The sequence below is a fragment of the Peribacillus alkalitolerans genome (assembly GCF_010882125.1).
GTDB lineage: Bacteria > Bacillota > Bacilli > Bacillales > DSM-1321 > Bacillus_BN > Bacillus_BN alkalitolerans.
The window spans coordinates 37,530-58,732 of the sequence record NZ_JAAGVZ010000015.1 but is presented as its reverse complement, the minus strand read 5'-3'; the positions used below and the strand labels follow the sequence as shown (position 1 = coordinate 58,732).

Sequence of the window (21,203 nt, the reverse complement as noted above, 5' to 3'; positions counted from 1 at the left end):
TCAATGTGCTAAATGAATACAAAAATGTAATAATTAAAACTTTTGGGACGAGGCCCTCTACACTCTCATTAAATATAAATTCTTATAGTTCTTTTGATAAAAAAGTTTTTATTAGAACAAGTGTCTACTCAAAAAGAAATGTATGAGCATAAACATATTGAAGTATCCAATAATTGGTTGCGTTTTGGGTGCTATGAAGATAAGTGTATTTTTACATGAGACGATCATTTTCTTCCCTACTGAAGTTTAGCCTCTCATTTTTTTAGGGAATAAAGTGAATTCGATAAAAAGGGGGAATAGCAAAATGATGCACCCGGATACAGAAATTCGGTATGTAAGTGAGCAAGTAGGAATTGGAGTTTTTGCAACAAAATTAATTCCTAAAGGAACCATTATCTGGATTAGAGATGATTTAGATATTATTCTTGATGAGGAATATATTGACAGTCTTGATGATGTTCGAAAAGAGATTATATATAAATACTCATATTTAGATAATGACGGCGAATATGTTCTTTCTTGGGATCACGCAAAGTATATTAACCATAGCTTCAACCCAAATGTAGTAGATACAGCATATGATTTTGAGTTAGCTGTGAGAGACATTCAGCCTGGCGAACAAATAACATGTGATTATGCTGCATTGGGTGAAGATGAAGAATTTGATTGTATACCTGAAGAAGGAACCTCAAGAACCAAAGTGACAGCAGATGACTATCTAGTTTTATATGAAGAATGGGATAAAATGGCAATAGAGGCGTTTAAGTATTTCAACAAGGTGGAACAACCTCTAAAACATTTGATCAGTGAGGAATATATTGATAAAGTAAATGCGGTTGCTAATGGAACCGAACCAATAGATTCAATCCTTACTATATTTGATGATGATGATGATGAAGACTGAGATTGAATTTTCGAACTTTAGAATAACAGTTTTAAAGGCTTTAACAAAAAATAGGTAAAATAAAGAGAAGGAGAACGTCTCTCCTTCTCTTTTTATATACAATTTTTTTTAATAGATACTGTTACTTTTTGTACGGTTTCGCCGCATCATTCTTAAGGCCAAAATCTTGTTAAATATGAGTATTTCACGCTTCTTCTGATGAGATAGACATCTCCCCATTTTTTTTGATCCATACGCGTTGATAAGCATCCGTATATTTAAACTTCCACATTTGCTTGTACCATTGCATTTCTTCTTGCTGCACTGGCAATCCAATTTTTACTCGGTTAAAACCTGTACCCATTTGAATATTTTTATAGGTTGATTGTTTTGACCATCGGAATAAAAGGTCAAAGATATCTTCTGTTTTTCGGCCATCCGCTAGTTCAATATTATCCAAAACCAGACATGTTTGGTCTTCCGTAAGCCAAATCCATGATTGCGCCAAAACTTTAGACCCTCTCCTAAACACTAAAAAACCGCTTTCAGGGTTGATTAACCCTTCCATCATACATGCTTCGCCAGTACCATCCAAGCGTTGACAGCAAACAGTCAAAACCCCTAGCATTATTTGCAGCTTATCATTTGCATCTAAAATCTGAACCTGTTCATTATTGATTTTATATGGAGTGTCACGAATACTGCATTCAAATGGTTGATCGAATATTACCGGATATTTTTGTTTTGCCAATTCCCATTCAATGGTTGCTCTTTGATTGATGGCAAAAGCTTTCATTTCTAACAGTGTCTCACCCTTTGGAAAGTTAGGCTGATTCCAAAGCCTTGCAACCGAATGAATCGTTATGTTTGACGTAGTCCCAACATGACTTATTATCCACTGCTTCAAGGCATCATCTTGAAATGGAATCGATGGAAGCCCTCCAACAAAATTATAAATATCTTTTTTGTGTTTTCTTAATTTATTCACCACATCGTAAATTTGATTACCGAAAGCTAGGCTTAAGAATACTTGATATTGAATATCCAATTCATCAATGGTCAAAGCGTATTTCATGCTTTTAACGTTAAAATTTGAAACAACACACTCAACATTCAAAGCTTCTGTTGCTGAAACAATTATCGGAAAAACGTTAGGAATTCTATAAAAACGATTCATAAATTGTGTATATAAAATTTTTACTTTATTCATAGTCTCAAAGTCAGTTATTTTTGAAACATCCATTTTATTATCTCTTACCAATTTATCTAATATATTGAGCAGTTCGAAAGGAACGCTTTGATTAAATAAATTTTTTAAAATGCTCCAGTCAGTCACTAACGTTTCTCGGTTTCTCAAAATTGAAACCCCCTATGCGCAATTGCATAATCTTCTTCACTACTTTTTTATTTCCTACGGTTTAAAATCTCTCATTCTATTTAAGATAAATCCATCTGAACGGGCATTTTCTCCTATTATAAAATCCGTCATGTATTGAGAGACATATTTCCCGTAACCTATGCTATTATCCGTTTTCAGTAATTCTTCAACATAGTGTACACCTGCAGGAACAGGGTCTAGTAATAACGTGCAAACTGCCGCATACACTCCACAGGCAACCTGTAAATAGGTGGCGTTTATTCCATGCTTTTGAAATGCGAACTGGTTGTCCATAACGTTGTACATAAATCGCTCTTTATCATTGTATACAAGGAGGATACCTACCAAATCTTCTCCTACAATTTCTGCCACGGAAGGATCAAATACTTCAAATTCCCATTCCCATAAATCATCTGCATTTTCTAGATTATCTCGGATTATTTTTGTAGTATAATCATTGACTTGATAAATGAACCCAGTTTCCATATCATACATGGTCCCTAAGCTCAGTACTTCCTCATGAGGCATTAAACAACCGTAAAATTCAATATCACCTAACTTAACCTTATATTCTTTAGCATACGGATAATCGTATAGGTAAAATGGTACGTGTTGTTTAACAAACATTGGATAATTCAATATTGCTTCATCCAAGTAGCATTCCGGTGACCACGAAGAATATATTGTATTCTTGCGAATATGAGACTTGTCCTTAAAAAACGTAGTATCCTTTTCAACAATGTAACAAGCAAGTGGTTTTTCATTTGGATGAGCGATCATCAAAGAATGAGCCATCCATTGCACTACCCCAGGGTTCATTCCAGAGCAAACAATCCCCTTCATATTGGTAAAGCTATTTTTCACAGCAGAAAATCTTTCAAAACGTTCTGTTAAGGTGAAACCCTCTAGATATACATCTTTATCTACTTCTACATTCTCAAGTGCTGAATTCACGTAAGATACTCCCAAATCATTGCATATTTTCAGAATATCTATCGTATCTGCCCAAGAAAGATCAATGATAAGCGATGTTTTGGTTTCATCTATATGTTTACGAACCATTTCCAAATCCTCAAGATTGAACTGATAAAGATCAATTCTATTTACTAAATCGGGACATATTTGTTTGTAGTAATTAATGTCCTTTTGTTGATAATCAATAAAGTGCAACTTACTTTGATTCATTAGCGAGTGTATTGGGTCATTAGGGTCTGTTATTGATTTATTTAGTAAAGAAAGTATTGCTCTTGCTACTCCACCAGCACTGCCCAATATAGAAACTGACACTCTTTGAACAGTCATACCATCATCCCTTTAACCAAATATATTTTTAAGAAAATTTGATTTGTTTCATCTTATGTACGGTACATTTGACCGTAACGGCGCTTATCTATTAACAAGGAATTTTATTTTTTGATATTTTGAGGTGATAATTAAATTAATTGCTAATTAGACAAGCATCAAGGAACAAGGGGACGTTGAGAAGCTTTTAAAGGTAAAAAAAATAGATGCCTTCATAAGACAACATCATCTACAGGTTATTGAAATATTTTTGAATTGAGATTTCTTGTGGAATAGCAGAAGTGGCTTTTTCCTTTTTAAAAACAGATTAGAGCAGGAAACATAAATTCCTGCTCTAGTCTAATTTACGTATACTTACTAGATTTGTAGTTTATCTAGCCACTCTTTATCCAACACAACTTCAACTTTCTGCTTTACCACCATTTGTGGTACGTTTCACACTGATACATCAAAATGAGGTTTTTATTTTCCTAGTGTATAAATGAGTTTTATTTTACCCTTCTTGTAATAATCTTCAACTACAAAAAAATACAAAAATGTAATCATTATAGACATAAATAATTATTCTAATGAATTTTTATTCTAAAATTAAATAGAAGAAATATATCATAAATGAAAGGCACTATTAATGAGGGGGGACACGTTTGAAAAATTTTTTAAGCGCGATACCATTATCATTACAGCATTTGTTTGCAATGTTTGGAGCCACAGTTCTGGTGCCAGCACTAACCGGTCTTGATCCAGGAAGCGCACTTATTGCCAGTGGTTTAGGAACCCTGATTTTCCATCTAATTACACGCGGAAAGGTTCCTACGTATCTAGGTTCATCCTTTGCCTTTATTGCTCCGCTAGCGTTGTATGTGGGGAAGTTACAATCACCAGGTCAAGCGGTTGCAGGTCTTATCAGCGTTTCCATTGTTTATGCCATTGTATCTATTATCATTTCATTTGTTGGCTTTGAAAAAGTCCGAAAAGTAATTCCTGCTGTTGTCGTCGGACCGGTTGTAAGTATAATCGGTCTTGCGCTGGCAACCACGGCGGTAACCAACATGGCTTCAACCCATTGGGATGTCGCTATCGTCAGCCTTCTTGCAGCGGTCATCGCTACGCTTGCAGGTACAAAGGTGATTCGCCTCTTGCCACTTATAATTGGTCTTGCAGTAGGGTATGCTTATGCCGCTTTGCGTGGATTGGTTGATTTTGATACCATCGTCAGCGCACCGACTTTTGCTCTTCCACATGTCGTCATGCCAGAATTCACGTGGGTTGTGATCCTCGGTATGGCGCCGATTGCCCTGGTTACCATCATCGAAGACCTTGGACATATGTTTGTACTGAATGAGATCACAGGACAAGATGTGACTAAGAATCCTGGATTTTCAAGGATCCTATGGGGGAATGGCATTGCAACATTAATCTCCGGCTTCATCGGCGGACCTGCACAAACAACTTACGCGGAAAACCTCGGGGTTCTAGCTATCACACGCCAGTTTTCCAGTAGGATTATTCAAGGCGCTGCTGTTCTTTCGATTCTTCTTGGCTTGTTCGGTAAAGTTGGAGCTGTTATCCAATCTATTCCAGTGGCAGTGATGGGTGGTATATGTATCCTGTTGTTTGGTATGATCGCCGCAATGGGGATCCGTCACCTCATTGAGGAAAAAGTGAGTCTTGCTAATATGAAAAATTTAGTCATAGTCGCGATCATCTTCATCATCGGCATTGGATATGCTCATAATGGTATCGCATACGCTACCATTGCTGGATTGCTCATCCATTGGCTTGTACCTGATTTTACTACAAAGAACGAACGTTAAAATGAAAAGGCCATTCCACAACATTTTCAGTGGGATGGCTTTTTTAATGTTATAGTTTTTCCAAAATTCTAAGCTATGGTCAGGCAATATTCTATCGAGCGATATTCTGTAATAAAACGTTTTCAAGGAAGACTAAGTAAACTATTTTATCCTTATTTCTGCAAGAAGGTAATAAAGCCTTCTTGCAGAAGCGCCAGTTGATACGTGATAAATATAGTCATTTCAATACAAAAAAAAAGAAGTCCATCACTGAACTCCTTTTTTCAATTTTTTTTTCAAACTCTAACACTGCGAAATTTTCTACCTGTGTAGAGTAGTATTAGTGGTTAATGGTTGCTTCTGTCTTAATATAAATCTTCAGGCAATAAGTATAACAATCATTTTATTATGCCAACTAGTTCGCTCTACGAACATTTGCTTCAACAATTTCTTTTCCTGTCAACTTATAAAGAATCCATCCGAAGAAGAATCCAGCAATAGCTGGAAGAATCCACTCAAAACCTTGACTGCTAAGCGGCAATGATGAAATAAGGCTATCAATAAATCCAATATGGACGCCAAGTTCACCCAAGCCCTTTACTGCACTCAACGCCAGAGTGATTAAAACTGCATAACGAAATGCCCCGTCATTTGGCACATACTTCTTAAATAATCCCAGGAATGTCAACACAATTGCAGGTGGATACACTGTGTAGAAAATCGGTCCTGCAAAGTTGATAATGCTATCAACCCCAGTCCCTCCAACGATAACACCAACAATACAAGTCACCGCGACCATAACTTTGTATGTAATCTTATTTTTTGTAACTGAGCTCACAAAATCTGCAACGGAAGCAGTTATCCCGATTGCCGTTGAAAGACAAGCTAATACCACTACAATAGACAGACCTATTGTACCAATGTTTCCAAAGCTAAGACTGACAAGGCCATTAAGTAAATCCGTTCTTGCTACGTCTGCAGGAAACAGGTTTCCTCCATGTGCACCGAGATAGAGCAGACCAAAGTAAACCAGAATAAATCCAGCACCAGCAATCAATGATGCACTGAGTGTCATTCTCTTGCGTTCTGCTTCTAAGGTATAGCCCTTCGATACTATCGCAGAAACAAAGATCGGAGTACACAGAAGACCTGTTAAAAGATCACCCGTGAAATAAAGTTCAATAAAAGATGCCGAAAACGGATTTGGAACATGTGCTGGAGCTGGCGTTGAAGGAGGTGAGAGAATTGCCTTCACACCAATCAATAGAAGAATCCCAATTAATCCTGGCGTCATGATTTTCCCGACTTTATCAATAAAGTTCGACTTATCATTTGCAAAGTAATATGTTAGAGCAAAGAATACCACCACTGTCAATTGAATAGGAACATTCGGAAACAGTGGTATCACGCCCAATTCATGTGTCGTTGCCGCTGTTCTTGGGATAGTTGCGAGCACGCCAACACCAATCATAACAAACAGATTGAATGAAACATGGAACCATTTTCCGATAGGCTTAGACAATTCCTCAAATGATCCTCCTGCGTTTGATACTGCAATAATGGAAAGAATCGGAAGGGCGATTCCGGCCAACAAGAGTGCCAAGAATGCGAACATCCAACTTGATCCTGCCATAAAGCCTATTGCTGGTGGAAAGATCAAATTTCCTGCCCCAAAGAATACAGCAAATAGTGCAAAGCCAACAATGAAACTGTCTTTAGTGAACTTATTCCCCATCTGATTTCCCCCTAGATTCCATTTATTGTAAACGCTTTCTTTTTGCTTGCTTCTATAAATGCATCAAATACTTTCCTATGAGTCTCATCAGATTTGAGCAGCATTTCAGGATGCCATTGCACACCCAAGACAAATCTTGAAGCGTCATCATACTCTATCGCTTCCACAATACCGTCTGCAGCTTTGGCAGTAGCCTTCAAGCCATCCCCCAGGTGGCGGATTGCCTGATGATGAATAGAATTGACATTTATTCGGTTCTCATCAAATATCTTATACACTAAACTCCCATTTTCAATGTTGATGTCATGTACATGCGTTGCCCATTTTTCAAGGCTAACGTGTTCCAATAGATCTCCCTTGTCATAACACTTTTCAAGATCTTGGTACAAGCTGCCACCAAGAGAGACATTCATAATCTGTAAGCCGCGACAAATACCAAGTATTGGAAGACTTGTCTTTTCAAGCGCAAGCTTCATGAGTGCAATCTCCATTCTGTCTCTTTCAATAACAGTTTTAGCAAATACAGATGCGTCTTCCGCATTTAAATTATCTAATGTTCCAAACAGTCCTTTGTTGTAATTCACTTCTTCACCATAAAACTCTGGATGGATATCATTCCCCCCTGTAAATACGATTCCATCTAGTCGACTTAGAATGCTTCTCATAGAATCTTCATCTTCAGTTTGCGGAATGATAATCGGTATGCCTCCAGCTTGTTCAATAGCTTGAATATCTGTTGACAAAGACATGTTAAACGGCACATCATTCAATCCGAATAAACAGCTTCCAACATATGTGCTTTGCAAGGCTTCAAACTGAGCCTGCTCGTTTTTACTCCCTTTATTCAGTTTTGGCATGTAGCTATAAATATAATTACTTGTAACTCCTATAAGTGGCTTCATTTTTCTACCTCCTTGTGTTTGTAATCATATAATGCAAGAATCATGCCAACTCAAAATTAGCTATTTTCCAACAAAAAAATGAACCTCATCGGTTCATTTTTCTCAAAATGATTTTCAATTTTAAAAAATCAGCTAATTTCAAACTTTTTCATATAGCGATATAAGGTGGACAAACTTATACCCAAACTTTCTGCAACTTTCTGTTTCCCCTGTGCCGTGTGACCATGCATGTTAAGGAGCTCCAGAATTCTATTCTTCTTAATGTCCTCTAAGCTGGTTGATACGACTAGTGGATTGTTGGACAGTATTCGCCTTGGCAATGACTGAGCACTGATCTTTTTGCCTTCTTCAACGGCAACTGCATACTCTATTGCATTTTCCAGTTCACGAATATTTCCTGGCCAATCATATTGCATAAAGGCCTTGACCACCTGTTGAGACAGCCCTTTTATACTCTTATTGTATTTCCTGTTATACTTGTTTATAAAATGAATGGCCAGAGGAATCAAGTCCTCCGTTTTAGAACGTAATGGCTCGTTTTCGATGACCATGACTGCCAAGCGATAGTAAAGATCCTCTCTGAACAACTTTTGCCTGACCAACTCATGCACATCCTTGTTTGTCGCTGCAATCACTCGAATATCCAGTTTCTTGGACTTAACGCCGCCCAGCCTGCTTACGTGTTTGTCGTCAAGCACCTTGAGCAGTTTCGGTTGTAATGCGATATCCATTTCCCCGATTTCGTCCAGAAAGATTGTACCGCCGTTTGCCAACTCAAACATTCCTGGTTTCCCATTCTTACTGGCACCACTAAAGGCTCCAGCCTCGTATCCAAACAGCTCGCTCTCAATCAGGTTGCTAGGGATTGCTGAACAATTCACATCAATGAAAGGCTTGTCTTTTCTTGCACTCTGTTTGTGGATGGCTTCTGCAATAACCCCCTTGCCCGTACCGCTTTCCCCGAGAATCAGTACATTAAAATCATAGTCAGCGGCCTTTGAGATCATATCTCTAGTGAGCATAGAAGAATGGCTACTCCCAATAAAATCCAAACCATTGTAAGCAATTCTTGTCGCTACCTTCCCTTCTTCCTCAACAGATTTCATGAGATACATTTTTTCAATATGCCGTTCATTGGGATTGATAATGACCTTGGATAAAGAAAACCTGCCTAATCCATATTCATCGTTTATAATAATTGGATGGTCATATCCGATTTCATTCAACCGATCTAAATCTGCTGGATCAAAGATTTTCCTCAAGCTCATTCCCGACTTTCCTTCGAGCTGTAGTAAATTTGAAAAAAGCACAATGTCATCAATGTCTGTCACTATGATGCTATCACTTATATTCGCCATGAGTGTTTCAAAACGATGAACATTTGTGGTTTCTTTGAGTTTGAGCTTGATCGTCTCAGCCATCTGGCTCAACAACCTCTCAAATTCACTGAGCTTTGATTTCAGCTTTTGTTTTTCTTCATCTGTCACTGCAAACAATGCAATGACACCAATTGCGTAGTCGTCGATGACTATTGGATAATATAATGTGTGTTCCTCTATGCAATTCCCAAGTTCTTTGATTTCACAGCCCTCGCACAATTCACTTTCTTTTGGATTGCACATGTACAGCGGTTTTTTTTGTGTCATAACCTTATAGGTTAGCTGATTTTTTGTAAGAGGTATCCCTCTTAATATATCCAAAGCACCCGTACTGACTATCCGAATCAAGTTATCATCAACGACATAAAGATTGAGTTCAACGATATCTTTGATAGTTTGCACATAATTGACTAGGAATTTTTCAATATTGTACAGATGGTAATTGTTCACGATTTGCCTCCAACATTATTCTCAAAATGAAAATCAAAATAAGAACACAACTGCGCAACGTTCCTCATAAATACTACACATATAATATTATATCAAAATATACACTAACGTTATCCATTCCATAAACTCGAAGTAAAACTCAAAAAAACAGGATTAAGTGTGACCTGAATATTCCACAGATCATTTCTTAATCCTGTTTTTTTACATAATGATTCTATATCCGGTTCTGTATGAAATTATCGGATCATTTACACCAATTTCTTGAAAGAATCAAAAATTCTGAGTAAAAGTGCCAGGCACCATCCAGAAATCTGTAAGGTCCCTGGCACTTATCCTACTCTTTATTTTTTATATACAGAAAAAGAATATTATTATCTCAAGTACCTAGGTTGACAATAATCTGAGTTTAACAAACAATAGCGTTATAATATCTATATTATATTGAAAGCAATTTTAATAGAATGACAAATGATAAATGATCTTAACAAGATTGTTCAAATACAACAAAATACCACAATAACATTTCATATTAATATTAGATAATTACACAAAGGAGACTTTTTATGAGTAATAGAGAGCCTATTTATCTTGGATATGATGAGATTGCGTCTAAGATAGAGAAACATGTAATGGAAATAAAGTCACTAAACTACAATGCCATTATTGTTATACTCCGTGGTGGAAGCTTTGCAGGCATGCACCTTTCCTTTTTAACTGACTTACCCGTTTATTTCGTGAACTACGATAGGTCAACGCGTGAAGTAAACTGGAATGGACATAGACCTAAATCAAATTCGAAAGTTTTAGTTGTAGAAGACTTCGCTGGCAAGGGATCAACATTAGTAGATACTATAAATTTCTTAACTGAATCAAATTTTCACGTTCATACCTTTGTCGTATGTAAAGACCTATTATCACAAATACAGAATCCAGATTATTACTGTTTCAATTTGACAGATAAAAATTACCGCTTAATTGTTCCATGGGAGAAACATGAGTATGACCAAGGTTTAATATAATGAATCTCTACATTTAGGAAACAAACCATTTTTTGTTTTTATCGCCCTTAACATTTTCTAGATTTTTAAACAAATTATCTTCTATACTTAGCTTTGGAATGATACTTATTGGATGAATCCTTCCTTCATTTTCAAGAGAGCTATCATTTTTATTTTGTTCAAATTCAACATAAACTTTTCCTTGTTTACTATTTAATTCAAACTTATACCTAATTTTTTCATATAAAGAAAAATCAAGCTCAAATGGATCACTTACAATATAATGTAGTCTATGTGCTCGACTATGATCAATATATTGTTGATCTATTTTTTTCTTATTTGGATTATGTTCAAATGGACCACCTTTAATTAGCACTTCTTCATTTGTATCCTTTAAAATACCAATGATCCATGGGTAGATTTCTATATTTTGAAAAGGAAAAGTAAATCTCACAATCAATGAATCTGCTATCATAACTCTCATACAAATTGCTGCTAATAATATACCAGGAATATCACTTTTAGATGTATCTGCATTCATAATATCATCTAATTGAGGCAGGCTTGCAATTAGGCCAATTTGGGTTAAAGATAATAATAATATCGCAAACATAATCATGATGATTACACCTACAATTACTAAACTATAAATAATGTGATATTCGCTTAAATTTGTAAAATAAAGATCTTTTAATACCTCAGTTGTAATAATTATAATCCCAGAAACGGCTAGAATAACAACAACTAGATAGGTCACAACTATGTAATTAAAGATTAAACCACTTTTTAGTGTTTGCTGATAAATAATTAACCGTTGTCGAATGTCCTGTTCTAATGAGAATTTATAATGAAATTTGCCTAGATCATCCCAGCATTGATATGGTATCTCCATTAATTCCCACAATAATTCTCTACATCTTTGAATTCTATGCTGACTATTAATTGAAACAAAAATTGTAACCAAACCGACCAGGGCTAAAATGGATGAACTAATTCCAAAAAGAACCGTGAGTATATCCCCACTGTTAACATGTTGATTAACCTTAATCTCTTTAACAATAAAGTGATGTAAATAGTCAATTAATTCCCAGTACCCATAAAAGAATAAACAAATAGAAGCCATAATGAAGGTATACTTTAAGACTTGTCTTTTAATTCTTGTCAACATCAATGGTTTCTTCCATTTCCTCTGATTCAATTGCTCTATTTTAAATGACCAACCACATTTCTTACAATAGTCATCTGATGTATCATATAATTGCCCGCAATTCTTACAATGCAATTTTCCCTTACCCCCAAAATAAATTAAAACTAAATAAAATTTAGCAAAACTAGTATAACATAACAGTTGTCTAATAATTTCAACTAATATTCCCTAGTTAATCAATTATAGCTAACTAGACCCAACACCTCATTTACTTGTGGTACGGTTCACCGTATTGTAACTAAATGAGGTTTTTACATACTAATTTTACCTTTATTTGAAAAGAAAGAGTTTTTCTCGCAAAAATATTTTATGGTAAGATGTTTTGGTTGTGTATCCTACTATCTGACACATTTACATTCTTCTAAGAAAAGAGGTATTTATGCACCCAACAAAATTATCCCAGCGACATTGGTTGCTCATCTTAACACTTTCTTTATTAACATTTGTTCTCGGGACAAGCGAATTTGTTATTGTCGGAATCTTAACCGATATTTCCTCGAGCCTTCATATGACAAATGTAAAAGCAGGCACACTCGTTTCTGCGTTTGCAATTACATTTGCCATCGCCACACCACTAGTGATGTCAGCAACAAGTCATTTTCCAAAGCGTAAATGGATGTTGTTTTTGATAGGATCTTTCATCGTCCTGAATGCTTTGTGTGTAATCACGACAAGTTACATCATGCTCCTTGCACTTAGGATTATGACTGCGATTGTAACAGGTGTCTTAATCTCACTAGCCATGATTGTTGCAAGTGAAACCATGCCGATTAAAAAACGCGGACTTGCTATATCATTCGTTTTCGGTGGTTTCACACTTGCAAATGTCGTTGGTGTGCCAATTGGTACTGTCATCGCCGAATCATACGGATGGAATGCCACTTTTATGTTAACTACTTTCCTAGGAGGATTGGCGTTTTTGGCATCTTTTTTCGTCTTGCCTGCTAGACTCAGCCAAATACGCAGTTCGATACGGGATCAGTTTTCTTTAATGACCAATCCAAGAATTTTGATGGCTTTTTTCATTCCTGCTCTCGGATTTGGCGCAACTTATACCGTCTTTACGTACCTTGTTCCTATCTTGAAGGGAATGGAAGTACCAAATCATTCAATTAGTTTAATCTTATTTGGTTATGGATTTATTTCGATTTTCAGCAACATCCTCGCTGGTAAAATTGCCAGCCACAATGCAATCGGTCGCCTTCGGTTTGTTTTTCTCGTGCAGGCAGTTGTTCTGACAAGTTTATTTTGGACTACAAATCATTTTATTTTAGGACTGGCAAACATTGGATTGATGTCGTTAATGGCCATCCTCTTAACAACATCTACTCAGCTTTATTTAATAGACCTCGCCGGAATTTATCAGCCAAAAGCAACAGGACTCGCTGCTTCACTTATGCCAGTGGCAAGCAACGTAGGTATCGCTTTTGGTTCTGCATTAGGCGGAATTGTATACCATCAAGGGAATTTAATGAATGTAACATGGGTCGGTGGAGTAGTTGCAGTCTGTGCAAGTCTACTAACTTTCTTTAGTCATCTTTTAGATCAAAAACAAAAGAAATCAGCTTAACTGGGAAGCAACGCTTGGCATGCTTCCTATGTTATCTCCAGAAGAACCAAAACCTTTCCATGCCATAATTAATGATATTACTGTAATCCCTTTATGAAAAAAAGAAGTATCAAGGACTTTTAGTTGTTCTTTGATACTTCTTTAATAAATACTGCTTATTTCTATGATTGGGTATCGCTTTTATATTAACAGTGACTATTCTATACAATTTAAAGGCGTCCGAAGATACAACTTCGGACGCCTTTCGTTTCTTTATTAATCGTACTACCTAATTTTTCTCTATTTCCACTTACCATATTGATAAGAAAAAGGAACGTACACAAGTTCATTGATTTGATAAAGCATATTGTCTTTCTTATTAGATCTATTGATTGGAGCGGAAGGTGGCGACTCCTAGGAGATCAGCAAGCACAGAAGATCTGGCTTATGCATAAACATCTAGGCAAAAAAAAATGCTTTTACCTCTTTATTTAATAATCAAGTGTTCTTTTGTGATTCCTATAACTCCACCAAATTATGAATGTTGGCAGTCGTTTCCCCTACTAACTTTCATAAGAAGGAAACCTCATTTATTTATGGTACGGTTCCCCTCGATTGATCCGAAAAGTCCGATAAATCTGCTCCACTAAAACCAACCTCATCAATTGATGAGGAAAGGTCATTTTTGAAAAGGACAAACTTTCGTCAGACCGCTTCATTACAGCATCGCTTAATCCTAGTGATCCCCCAATAACAAAAGCCACTTTACTTTTCCCATATGTAGCTAGTTTATCAAGTCCATCTGCCAGTTCTTCTGATGATTTCATTTTTCCTTGGATGGCGAGAGCGATGACATGGGTATCTTGACTAATTTTGGCTAAAATCCGTTCGCCCTCTTTGTCTTTTATTTGCTCCATTTCTATTTCACTTAATGTTTCCGGCGCTTTTTCGTCAGCCAGTTCTATGACTTCGACTTTTGCATATGCAGTAAGTCGTTTCAAGTATTCGTCTATTCCTTGTTTTAAATATTTCTCCTTCAGTTTGCCAACCGTAATAATTGAGATATTCACAGCCTGTCCTCACTTTACAAACAATTTATCCACAGAAGTTATCCACATATACACAATTTCTGTCCACATATTGTATGCGAATATTAGTTCGCCACCATATATATTGCAGGATTATTACAATATTCACAGGTTATTAACAGCTCATTTTCTTGAGTAAACTCCTTTAATTCTGGTGCCACTTCATGCTCATCTACTACTACATCCAGCGCTAATTCAACATGTTCTTTACAGCAATAAATCATATATTTTTCTGCTCCTTTACTATCTGTTTTCATTTAATTTCCCCTAAATTTCTATAGAAAATCATGTCCTATACTTATCCACAACAAAATGAAGTTTTTACTCCCTTGATATTATCCACATCCCATCATACCACATAAAAAACTAAATAAGAGAGCCCTCATTTAGGCTCTCTTACTTATCCACATCACTTCTTAAAAGGTTTGATCACTTAAAGTCATTGTTACTTCTTCCAATTTACCTTGACGATAGAATGTAATGTTAAGTTTATCTCCAATTTTCTTTTTTACATAAAGGTGTTTCCGTAATCCTGGTACATCTTCAATCTTTTCTCCGTCCATTTCAACGATTACGTCGAATTCCTGTAATCCTGCTTTTGCAGCTGGCGAGTTTGGATCAACCTGTGTAATGGCCACACCTTTTGTCACATCATTAGGAAGTTTTAATGTGTTTTGACGGTGATATTGGCTCACTTCCTCTATTCCAGCTAAATTTACTCCCATATAAGGACGGCGTACCTCTCCATACTTTTCAAGGTCCTCTATAATCGGAATGGCAGAATTGATAGGAATCGATAATCCTATTCCCTCGACTGCTTGTTGAGCAATTTTCATGGAATTAATCCCAACTACTTGACCGTTTAAGTTTACAAGGGCTCCACCGCTATTCCCTGGGTTGATTGCTGCATCCGTTTGGATAACTTCAGAATTCCAATCCACCACTCCATCTTGGTTTACGTCGATTTCTATTGTTCTTTCAAGACCAGAGATGATACCTTGCGTAACCGAACCTGAAAACTGTAGACCTAATGGATTACCAATGGCAATGACAGGTTCGCCTGGTTTTAAACTATTAGAATTACCAAACTCTGCAACTGTTTTTACCTTATCGGCATCGACTTCTATTACAGCTAAGTCTGTCCAAACATCACTACCTAATAATTTTGCAGGAAGCTTAGTTCCATCAGACAATGTAACTTCTAATTCATTGGCTCCATCAATAACGTGATGGTTCGTAACAATATAAGCCTTTCCATTACCTTTTTTGTACACTACACCGGAACCGGTTCCAGCTTCTCCACCCTGTTGTTGCCACATGCTTGATTGCTGAATATTAGTGATGCCAACAACCGCATCTCCAGCCTTATCAACGGCTTGTGTGACTGAAGTAGTTACATTGACAGAAACATTCTGCTGAATTCCATTTGTTATAGTCCCATCTTTTTTCTGCTCAATTTGAATATCATCTCCTGTTACGGTTTCGATTCCAAGACGAGGAAAAGCAATGACTACTATTAATGCACCAATGACTGCACCAACTAGCCCAGCAAAAAAGGTCCCTCCACGTCCCTTCTTTTTAGATCTCACTTGTTCATAATCTTGATCATAGTAACCCAATCTCCTCATTCCTCTCTTTCCGAATATATAATGGCTCTATTATTGTTTGTTTTACAAGTTCATAATACTCTGCAAATCTTAAAATTAGCTTAAAAAATTAATGTTCCTTTATGATTCTTCTCAATTTATGTAAATAATAATTTCTAACCGCAAAAAAAGGAACGAGAAATAATCCTCATTCCTTTTTTAACCATATTTGACTAAACACAAACTAATTCCGTCGGTTTTTTTGGATCGGTATCATATAAATCAAAATTTTCCCCTACACGGATTCCTTGTGTCTCCAATGTTTGGGCCACTGACATCCGGGCAAGGTCCTTCATATTATTATCTAGACTTAGATGGGCTAAGTAGATACGTTTGGTCTTGTCCCCGGCAACTTCGCTCATAGCTATGGCTGCATCTTCATTCGAAACATGGCCAACATCGCTTAAAATACGACGTTTTACACTCCATGGATAACGACCCATACGTAACATTTGAACATCATGATTGCTTTCAAAAATATACGCATCCGCGTTTGATATGATGCCTTTCATCCTATCGCTAACGTACCCTGTATCTGTGATTTGCACAACCTTTTTCCCTTGGTGGTGAAACACATAAAACATTGGCTCTGCTGCATCATGTGATACACCAAAGGATTCAATATCAAGATCACCAAAGCTTTCGACCGTTTCCATATCGAATACAAACTTCTGGTCCGTTGAAATTTGTCCAATTCCGGTTTCCATGGCTGCCCATGTTTTTTCGTTGGCATAGATTGGCAAGTTGTACTTCCGGGCTAAAATGCCTAGTCCTTTAATATGATCGCTATGCTCATGCGTTACTAAAATGGCAGAAAGCTTGGAAGGGTCTCGGTTGATTTGTTGAAATAACAAATCCATTTGCTTTCCACTCAAGCCTGCATCGACTAATATCGAATGCTCCTCCGACTCCACATAAAACGCATTTCCTGTACTCCCGCTGGCGAGAACACTAAAATACAAAGACATGTATCCTCACTCCAATATTTTATCTTCTGTATCGAACTGTATGATTTGCCCTTCTAACGCATTCACGTACATGTTTTCTTCATCATTGATGACGATTCTCCATGTTGGAGTCAGCACATGTGAAGCTGTCAATTGGACAAGTGTATAATAGCCCAGCTCGACCTTCGTTATTTTACTTTTAGGCTTTAAATATCCCTTAGTGAACAGTGTTTCAATTGCTTTGATTGCAGGAAGCACTTCTTCTTTTTCATTGAACTCTTCGATGTTCTCTAAGAGTGTCTGTTCATAGTAAGTGACTTCTCTGTTTGCATTCATATACAAGACTAGCTTTCCATTCATATTATTATAAAACATTTTATTGTCATAGGTTTGATAGTAGATTATGGCATTTTCCGCATTATCATAATCCCAATACTTATAAAGATCGCCACTCAATATAGTTTCCTTTACGAAGGCATCCAGTGCCTCATTATGGGTACCTTCTGACAATGGAAATGGCTTTTCTAATTTGGCAGAAAGCTTTTGGTTTCCATAAAGAGTCACTTCTTGATTCCTTAGTTTTCTTGTATCATCCACCTTAAAACTTTTGCTCTTAGAACTTATATAGCGTTCCTTCACGGATTCCTTTGGCAAAACTGTATACTTTATCTCATTTTCACTGAGGCGCTCTTCAAACGGGGATTCTGCAATGAGCTCGTACTGATTAGAATTTTTCTTCTCAAAGTATTGATAGATGAGAAACAAATCAAGTATCAAAAAAACCAAAATGAATATGGTTTTAGTCTTATTCCAATCCATTAAGCGCACCTCCTCGTTTAGGGAAAATGACCCTATTCCAAGCACCGTCATAACGGTAATACCAGGCAGGTTCTAATGAAATGATCTTCTGTTCCAGTGGATCCCGGCTCAATTTATACCCTACCACCAAGTCGTCTAATAAGTTACGGTCAAAATTCCGCATCGAGGCGACTTCTTCAAAAGCCTCTTTCCCCGTAGGTAATACATTGTCTTTTATCTCGGATGGAAGTGGAAAACCGAGCGAGTAATATGGTCGTGTATATTGAGAAATTTCATCCTTGCTCCACACCTGTACAATTTCAGACATTCCATCTTCATTAAAGACCGGAAGTCCCTCTAGGAACAAACGGAATACTGTTTTTTGTTCAGCTTCACTTAATTCAGCAAAACGGTAATCATCTTCCCAACCTGCATGATCGTTAACAAAGTCGATGCTCTTCTGAAGAAGATCGTCAGATTGAGATGGAATATTTTTTCCTTTTGTCGGATTAATATATTCAATCATCATCGTATTGTAATTTACCTTCATCAAGCTCGAACCGTCTGTATATACCTCTTTCTCTACTTGTGGCAGATAATCCTGTTTTACGATGCTTGGATCACTAAAAAGCGCATCTCTGAATTTTTCTTTCTTGCCCCTATCAATAGGATAATATTTATATGGAAGAAACTTATCCAATTCCTTGGGAAGGAAGAGCATCTTGCTATCTGTCAGTTTAAAAGACTCATACTTCGGATATCGATGGGCATTGGTATAAAAATCCTTCTTGAATGATTCAAGTAATGACACGTTTACATTGGCTCGAAACACCTTTTTTTCATTATATGCGACAAAGTATAGGCTATCCTGCCCCTTTAAAGTATTGATTACAATTCGATCGAACTTAAATTCTGGAACTACTTTTTCATTGATACGAATAATTTTCTTATATATCCCTAAAGGGACTTTACCCGAAAACTTGATTTCCGTTTTCCCTTTTCCATGGACAAAGTTAAGGAAATCCCTGTCCGGTATCGATTGAGAAATATCCTTAATATCATCTAGATTCCACTTCAAGATCTCTACCATCGTTTTTTCTATTTCCTTCTCATCGGATGTCCCATAATGAGTATCATGATGGTACAAAATCTGGGTCGGCCTAACGATACTTTCCGGCTCCTGTTTCGAAATAGCAACCTCCATATATTGAGTTTGCTCAATCTGATCAAGTTTAGGTTGGTACGTCCAAATGCTCCATGTCAATAAAACACTAAGCAGTACTAAAACAGTAAGAATGACAGATTTGATACTTTCTACATTCATGACCATTCATCCTCTTGTTCCTGCTCATACGGTAAAGTAAAATAAATTGTCGTTCCTTTGCCGTCTTCACTTGTTGCCCAGATTTTACCGTCATGAGCTAATACCATTTCTTTTGCGATAGCCAGACCAAGTCCTGTTCCGCCAAGATTACGAGAACGTGCCTTATCGACCCGATAGAAACGGTCGAATATCTTGTCCAATTTGTCTTTCGGGATTCCAACACCTTGATCAGTTATACTAATTTGCACCAAATCCTCCAACACATTGACCGTAAACGATATTTGTCCACCTTCTGGTGAATACTTCATCGCATTGGAGATGATATTGTATAAAACTTGTGTGATTTTATCTTCATCAATCTCTACAAAAAGAGAATCCTTAGGAATGTTCCGCTTAAATGTAATGTTTTGTTGCTTTGTCATTTCAAATCTATCAATTATATGATTAAAAAAGACACTAAAGTTAACCCAAACCTTTGATAATCGATAATCCTTACTATCTAACTTAGAAAGTTGTAGCAGGTCATTGACAAGACGAATCATTCGTTCTGTTTCATTCTGCGTCACACTCAAGAAATTCGGTGCTATATTCTCATCCTTCCATGCACCCTCTACCAACGCTTCCAAATAACTTCTCATTGTGGTCAGTGGAGTACGTAGCTCATGTGAAACATTGGCAACGAATTCTCTTCTTTCATCATCAATTTTCTCCTGCTCAGTGATATCATGTAGCACCGTGATTAATCCATTGACGAAGCCTGTTTCTTTTTGGATAACTGAAAAATTTGCTCTTAAAATATACGGTTCATTTTTCGTGCTATAGTCCAGGATGACTGATTCCTGTTCATTCAATAAATCTTCAAAAGCATAATCATCTTCTAACCCTAGCAAATTCACGATTGGTTGGGATAGAACTGTTTCACGTGAAACATTCAACATCTGTGCAGCAGGCTCGTTGATCAGTATGACCCTACCTCTTCTATCGGTAGAAATAACGCCATCCGTCATATAAGATAGGACGGATGAAAGCTTACGTCTCTCCCCTTCTGTTGTTGCCTGGGCATCCTGAAGTTTCTTGGTCAGGTTATTGAAAGTGATGGCTAACTGGCCTATTTCGTCATAACCATAGACCTTTACCTTCCTTGAGAAATTTCCTTTTGCCAATGCTAGAGCCTGCCGTCTTATATCAGACATCGGACGAGTGATGGTCTGCGCCAAAAGTATTCCAAGGATTGCAGTGATACCAAGGGCGATTGCAGTACCAGAAGCAAAAATATTATTGATTTCTCTCATTTGCTTGAAAACATTCTCAATTTTAGCATTCAGGTAAATGGCACCTATCACTTCACCCTCAGATTCAATCGGAGAAGATAAAACCCATATTCGATTTTTAGTTTTTGGATTCACCAATACCCTGCTAGATTCAGACCCTACAACTAAGGTACGTTTTATTAGACGTTCCGTAGTTTTTTTGCCCACGATTCCTTGATTATCAAGATCTGAAGTTCCAATGATGCGTCTACGGGTATCGATTACTCGCACTTCTGTTATATCGACAGCTGTGAAGTCTTGGAGGATCGCGCGGATGTCTTCCTCTAACGTAGGCGAATTCTCATCCCGTTCTTTTACCATTTCCTCTTCAATATTATAAGCGAGTAGGTTTACACGTTCTCTTAGAGACTTTTGAAAGTTATCAATGAGACGATCCTCAAGTTGATCAACAAAATATACGCCAATGATCTGCATTGCTACCAATATTAGCAATACATAGATCAATACAAACTTAAGATGAATGGAACGAAAAAAACCAACTTTTTTCATTTAC

The 21,203-nt window shown here is 36.9% G+C and carries 17 protein-coding genes; 4 read left to right on the top strand and 13 right to left on the bottom strand.

Going from position 1 to position 21,203, the window contains the following annotated elements:
- Positions 1-304 precede the first annotated feature (304 nt).
- The gene (locus G3O09_RS16560; RefSeq protein ID WP_163102577.1) at positions 305-904 is read left to right on the top strand and encodes an SET domain-containing protein; all 600 of its coding nucleotides are present in this window, start codon (positions 305-307) and stop codon (positions 902-904) included.
- Between the two features lie 184 nt (positions 905-1,088).
- Here the strand turns inward: G3O09_RS16560 and G3O09_RS16555 are convergent, their stop codons facing one another.
- Both G3O09_RS16555 and G3O09_RS16550 read right to left on the bottom strand, forming a co-directional pair.
- Entirely contained in the window at positions 1,089-2,240 is a 1,152-nt protein-coding gene (locus G3O09_RS16555) for a hypothetical protein (protein WP_163102576.1), read from the bottom strand.
- Positions 2,241-2,294: 54 nt separating this feature from the next.
- Complete coding sequence (locus G3O09_RS16550; protein ID WP_163102575.1) at positions 2,295-3,563, bottom strand: S-adenosylmethionine decarboxylase related protein; 1,269 nt, start codon at positions 3,561-3,563, stop codon at positions 2,295-2,297.
- Positions 3,564-4,207: 644 nt separating this feature from the next.
- Here G3O09_RS16550 and G3O09_RS16545 point away from each other — a divergent pair.
- A complete protein-coding gene (locus G3O09_RS16545) occupies positions 4,208-5,377 on the top strand; it encodes a uracil-xanthine permease family protein (RefSeq protein WP_163102574.1) in 1,170 nt (389 codons plus the stop codon).
- A 394-nt stretch (positions 5,378-5,771) separates the two neighbouring features.
- On the opposite strand, the gene brnQ is transcribed toward G3O09_RS16545, so the two are convergent.
- From brnQ to G3O09_RS16530, 3 genes are all read right to left on the bottom strand, one after another.
- Positions 5,772-7,091 (bottom strand): branched-chain amino acid transport system II carrier protein, encoded by a 1,320-nt coding sequence (gene brnQ / locus G3O09_RS16540; protein WP_163102573.1) that lies wholly within the window; start codon positions 7,089-7,091, stop codon positions 5,772-5,774.
- Positions 7,092-7,102: 11 nt separating this feature from the next.
- Positions 7,103-7,993: a gamma-glutamyl-gamma-aminobutyrate hydrolase family protein gene (locus tag G3O09_RS16535; RefSeq protein ID WP_163102572.1), complete on the bottom strand. Its 891-nt coding sequence runs from the start codon at positions 7,991-7,993 to the stop codon at positions 7,103-7,105.
- Between the two features lie 128 nt (positions 7,994-8,121).
- Complete coding sequence (locus tag G3O09_RS16530; protein ID WP_163102571.1) at positions 8,122-9,822, bottom strand: sigma-54 interaction domain-containing protein; 1,701 nt, start codon at positions 9,820-9,822, stop codon at positions 8,122-8,124.
- A 563-nt stretch (positions 9,823-10,385) separates the two neighbouring features.
- Between G3O09_RS16530 and G3O09_RS16525 the strand changes: the two genes are divergently transcribed.
- Positions 10,386-10,841 carry a phosphoribosyltransferase gene (locus G3O09_RS16525; protein ID WP_163102570.1) on the top strand — a complete coding sequence of 152 codons (456 nt, stop codon included), beginning with the start codon at positions 10,386-10,388 and terminating at the stop codon, positions 10,839-10,841.
- A 13-nt stretch (positions 10,842-10,854) separates the two neighbouring features.
- On the opposite strand, the gene G3O09_RS16520 is transcribed toward G3O09_RS16525, so the two are convergent.
- The gene (locus G3O09_RS16520; protein ID WP_163102569.1) at positions 10,855-12,102 is read right to left on the bottom strand and encodes a hypothetical protein; all 1,248 of its coding nucleotides are present in this window, start codon (positions 12,100-12,102) and stop codon (positions 10,855-10,857) included.
- A 304-nt stretch (positions 12,103-12,406) separates the two neighbouring features.
- Between G3O09_RS16520 and G3O09_RS16515 the strand changes: the two genes are divergently transcribed.
- The gene (locus tag G3O09_RS16515) at positions 12,407-13,597 is read left to right on the top strand and encodes an MFS transporter (RefSeq protein WP_163102568.1); all 1,191 of its coding nucleotides are present in this window, start codon (positions 12,407-12,409) and stop codon (positions 13,595-13,597) included.
- Between the two features lie 569 nt (positions 13,598-14,166).
- On the opposite strand, the gene rlmH is transcribed toward G3O09_RS16515, so the two are convergent.
- The 7 genes from rlmH to walK all read right to left on the bottom strand — a co-directional run bounded on the left by rlmH (position 14,167) and on the right by walK (position 21,199).
- On the bottom strand, positions 14,167-14,646 hold the full coding sequence (rlmH, locus tag G3O09_RS16510; protein ID WP_163102567.1) for a 23S rRNA (pseudouridine(1915)-N(3))-methyltransferase RlmH: 480 nt from the start codon (positions 14,644-14,646) through the stop codon (positions 14,167-14,169).
- An 83-nt stretch (positions 14,647-14,729) separates the two neighbouring features.
- Positions 14,730-14,888, bottom strand: coding sequence for a CxxH/CxxC protein (locus tag G3O09_RS16505; RefSeq protein WP_108672251.1), 159 nt, complete (start codon positions 14,886-14,888; stop codon positions 14,730-14,732).
- Positions 14,889-15,080: 192 nt separating this feature from the next.
- A complete protein-coding gene (locus G3O09_RS16500) occupies positions 15,081-16,283 on the bottom strand; it encodes a S1C family serine protease (RefSeq protein ID WP_163102566.1) in 1,203 nt (400 codons plus the stop codon).
- 200 nt (positions 16,284-16,483) lie between these two features.
- Complete coding sequence (locus G3O09_RS16495; RefSeq protein ID WP_163102565.1) at positions 16,484-17,278, bottom strand: MBL fold metallo-hydrolase; 795 nt, start codon at positions 17,276-17,278, stop codon at positions 16,484-16,486.
- A 6-nt stretch (positions 17,279-17,284) separates the two neighbouring features.
- The gene (locus tag G3O09_RS16490) at positions 17,285-18,076 is read right to left on the bottom strand and encodes a two-component system regulatory protein YycI (RefSeq protein WP_163102564.1); all 792 of its coding nucleotides are present in this window, start codon (positions 18,074-18,076) and stop codon (positions 17,285-17,287) included.
- Positions 18,063-19,379 (bottom strand): YycH family regulatory protein, encoded by a 1,317-nt coding sequence (locus G3O09_RS16485; protein ID WP_163102563.1) that lies wholly within the window; start codon positions 19,377-19,379, stop codon positions 18,063-18,065. Before G3O09_RS16485 ends, G3O09_RS16490 begins: the two co-directional genes overlap by 14 nt.
- A complete protein-coding gene (walK, locus tag G3O09_RS16480) occupies positions 19,376-21,199 on the bottom strand; it encodes a cell wall metabolism sensor histidine kinase WalK (RefSeq protein ID WP_163102562.1) in 1,824 nt (607 codons plus the stop codon). The genes G3O09_RS16485 and walK overlap by 4 nt, the downstream gene beginning before the upstream one ends.
- Between the last annotated feature and the right edge of the window lie 4 nt (positions 21,200-21,203).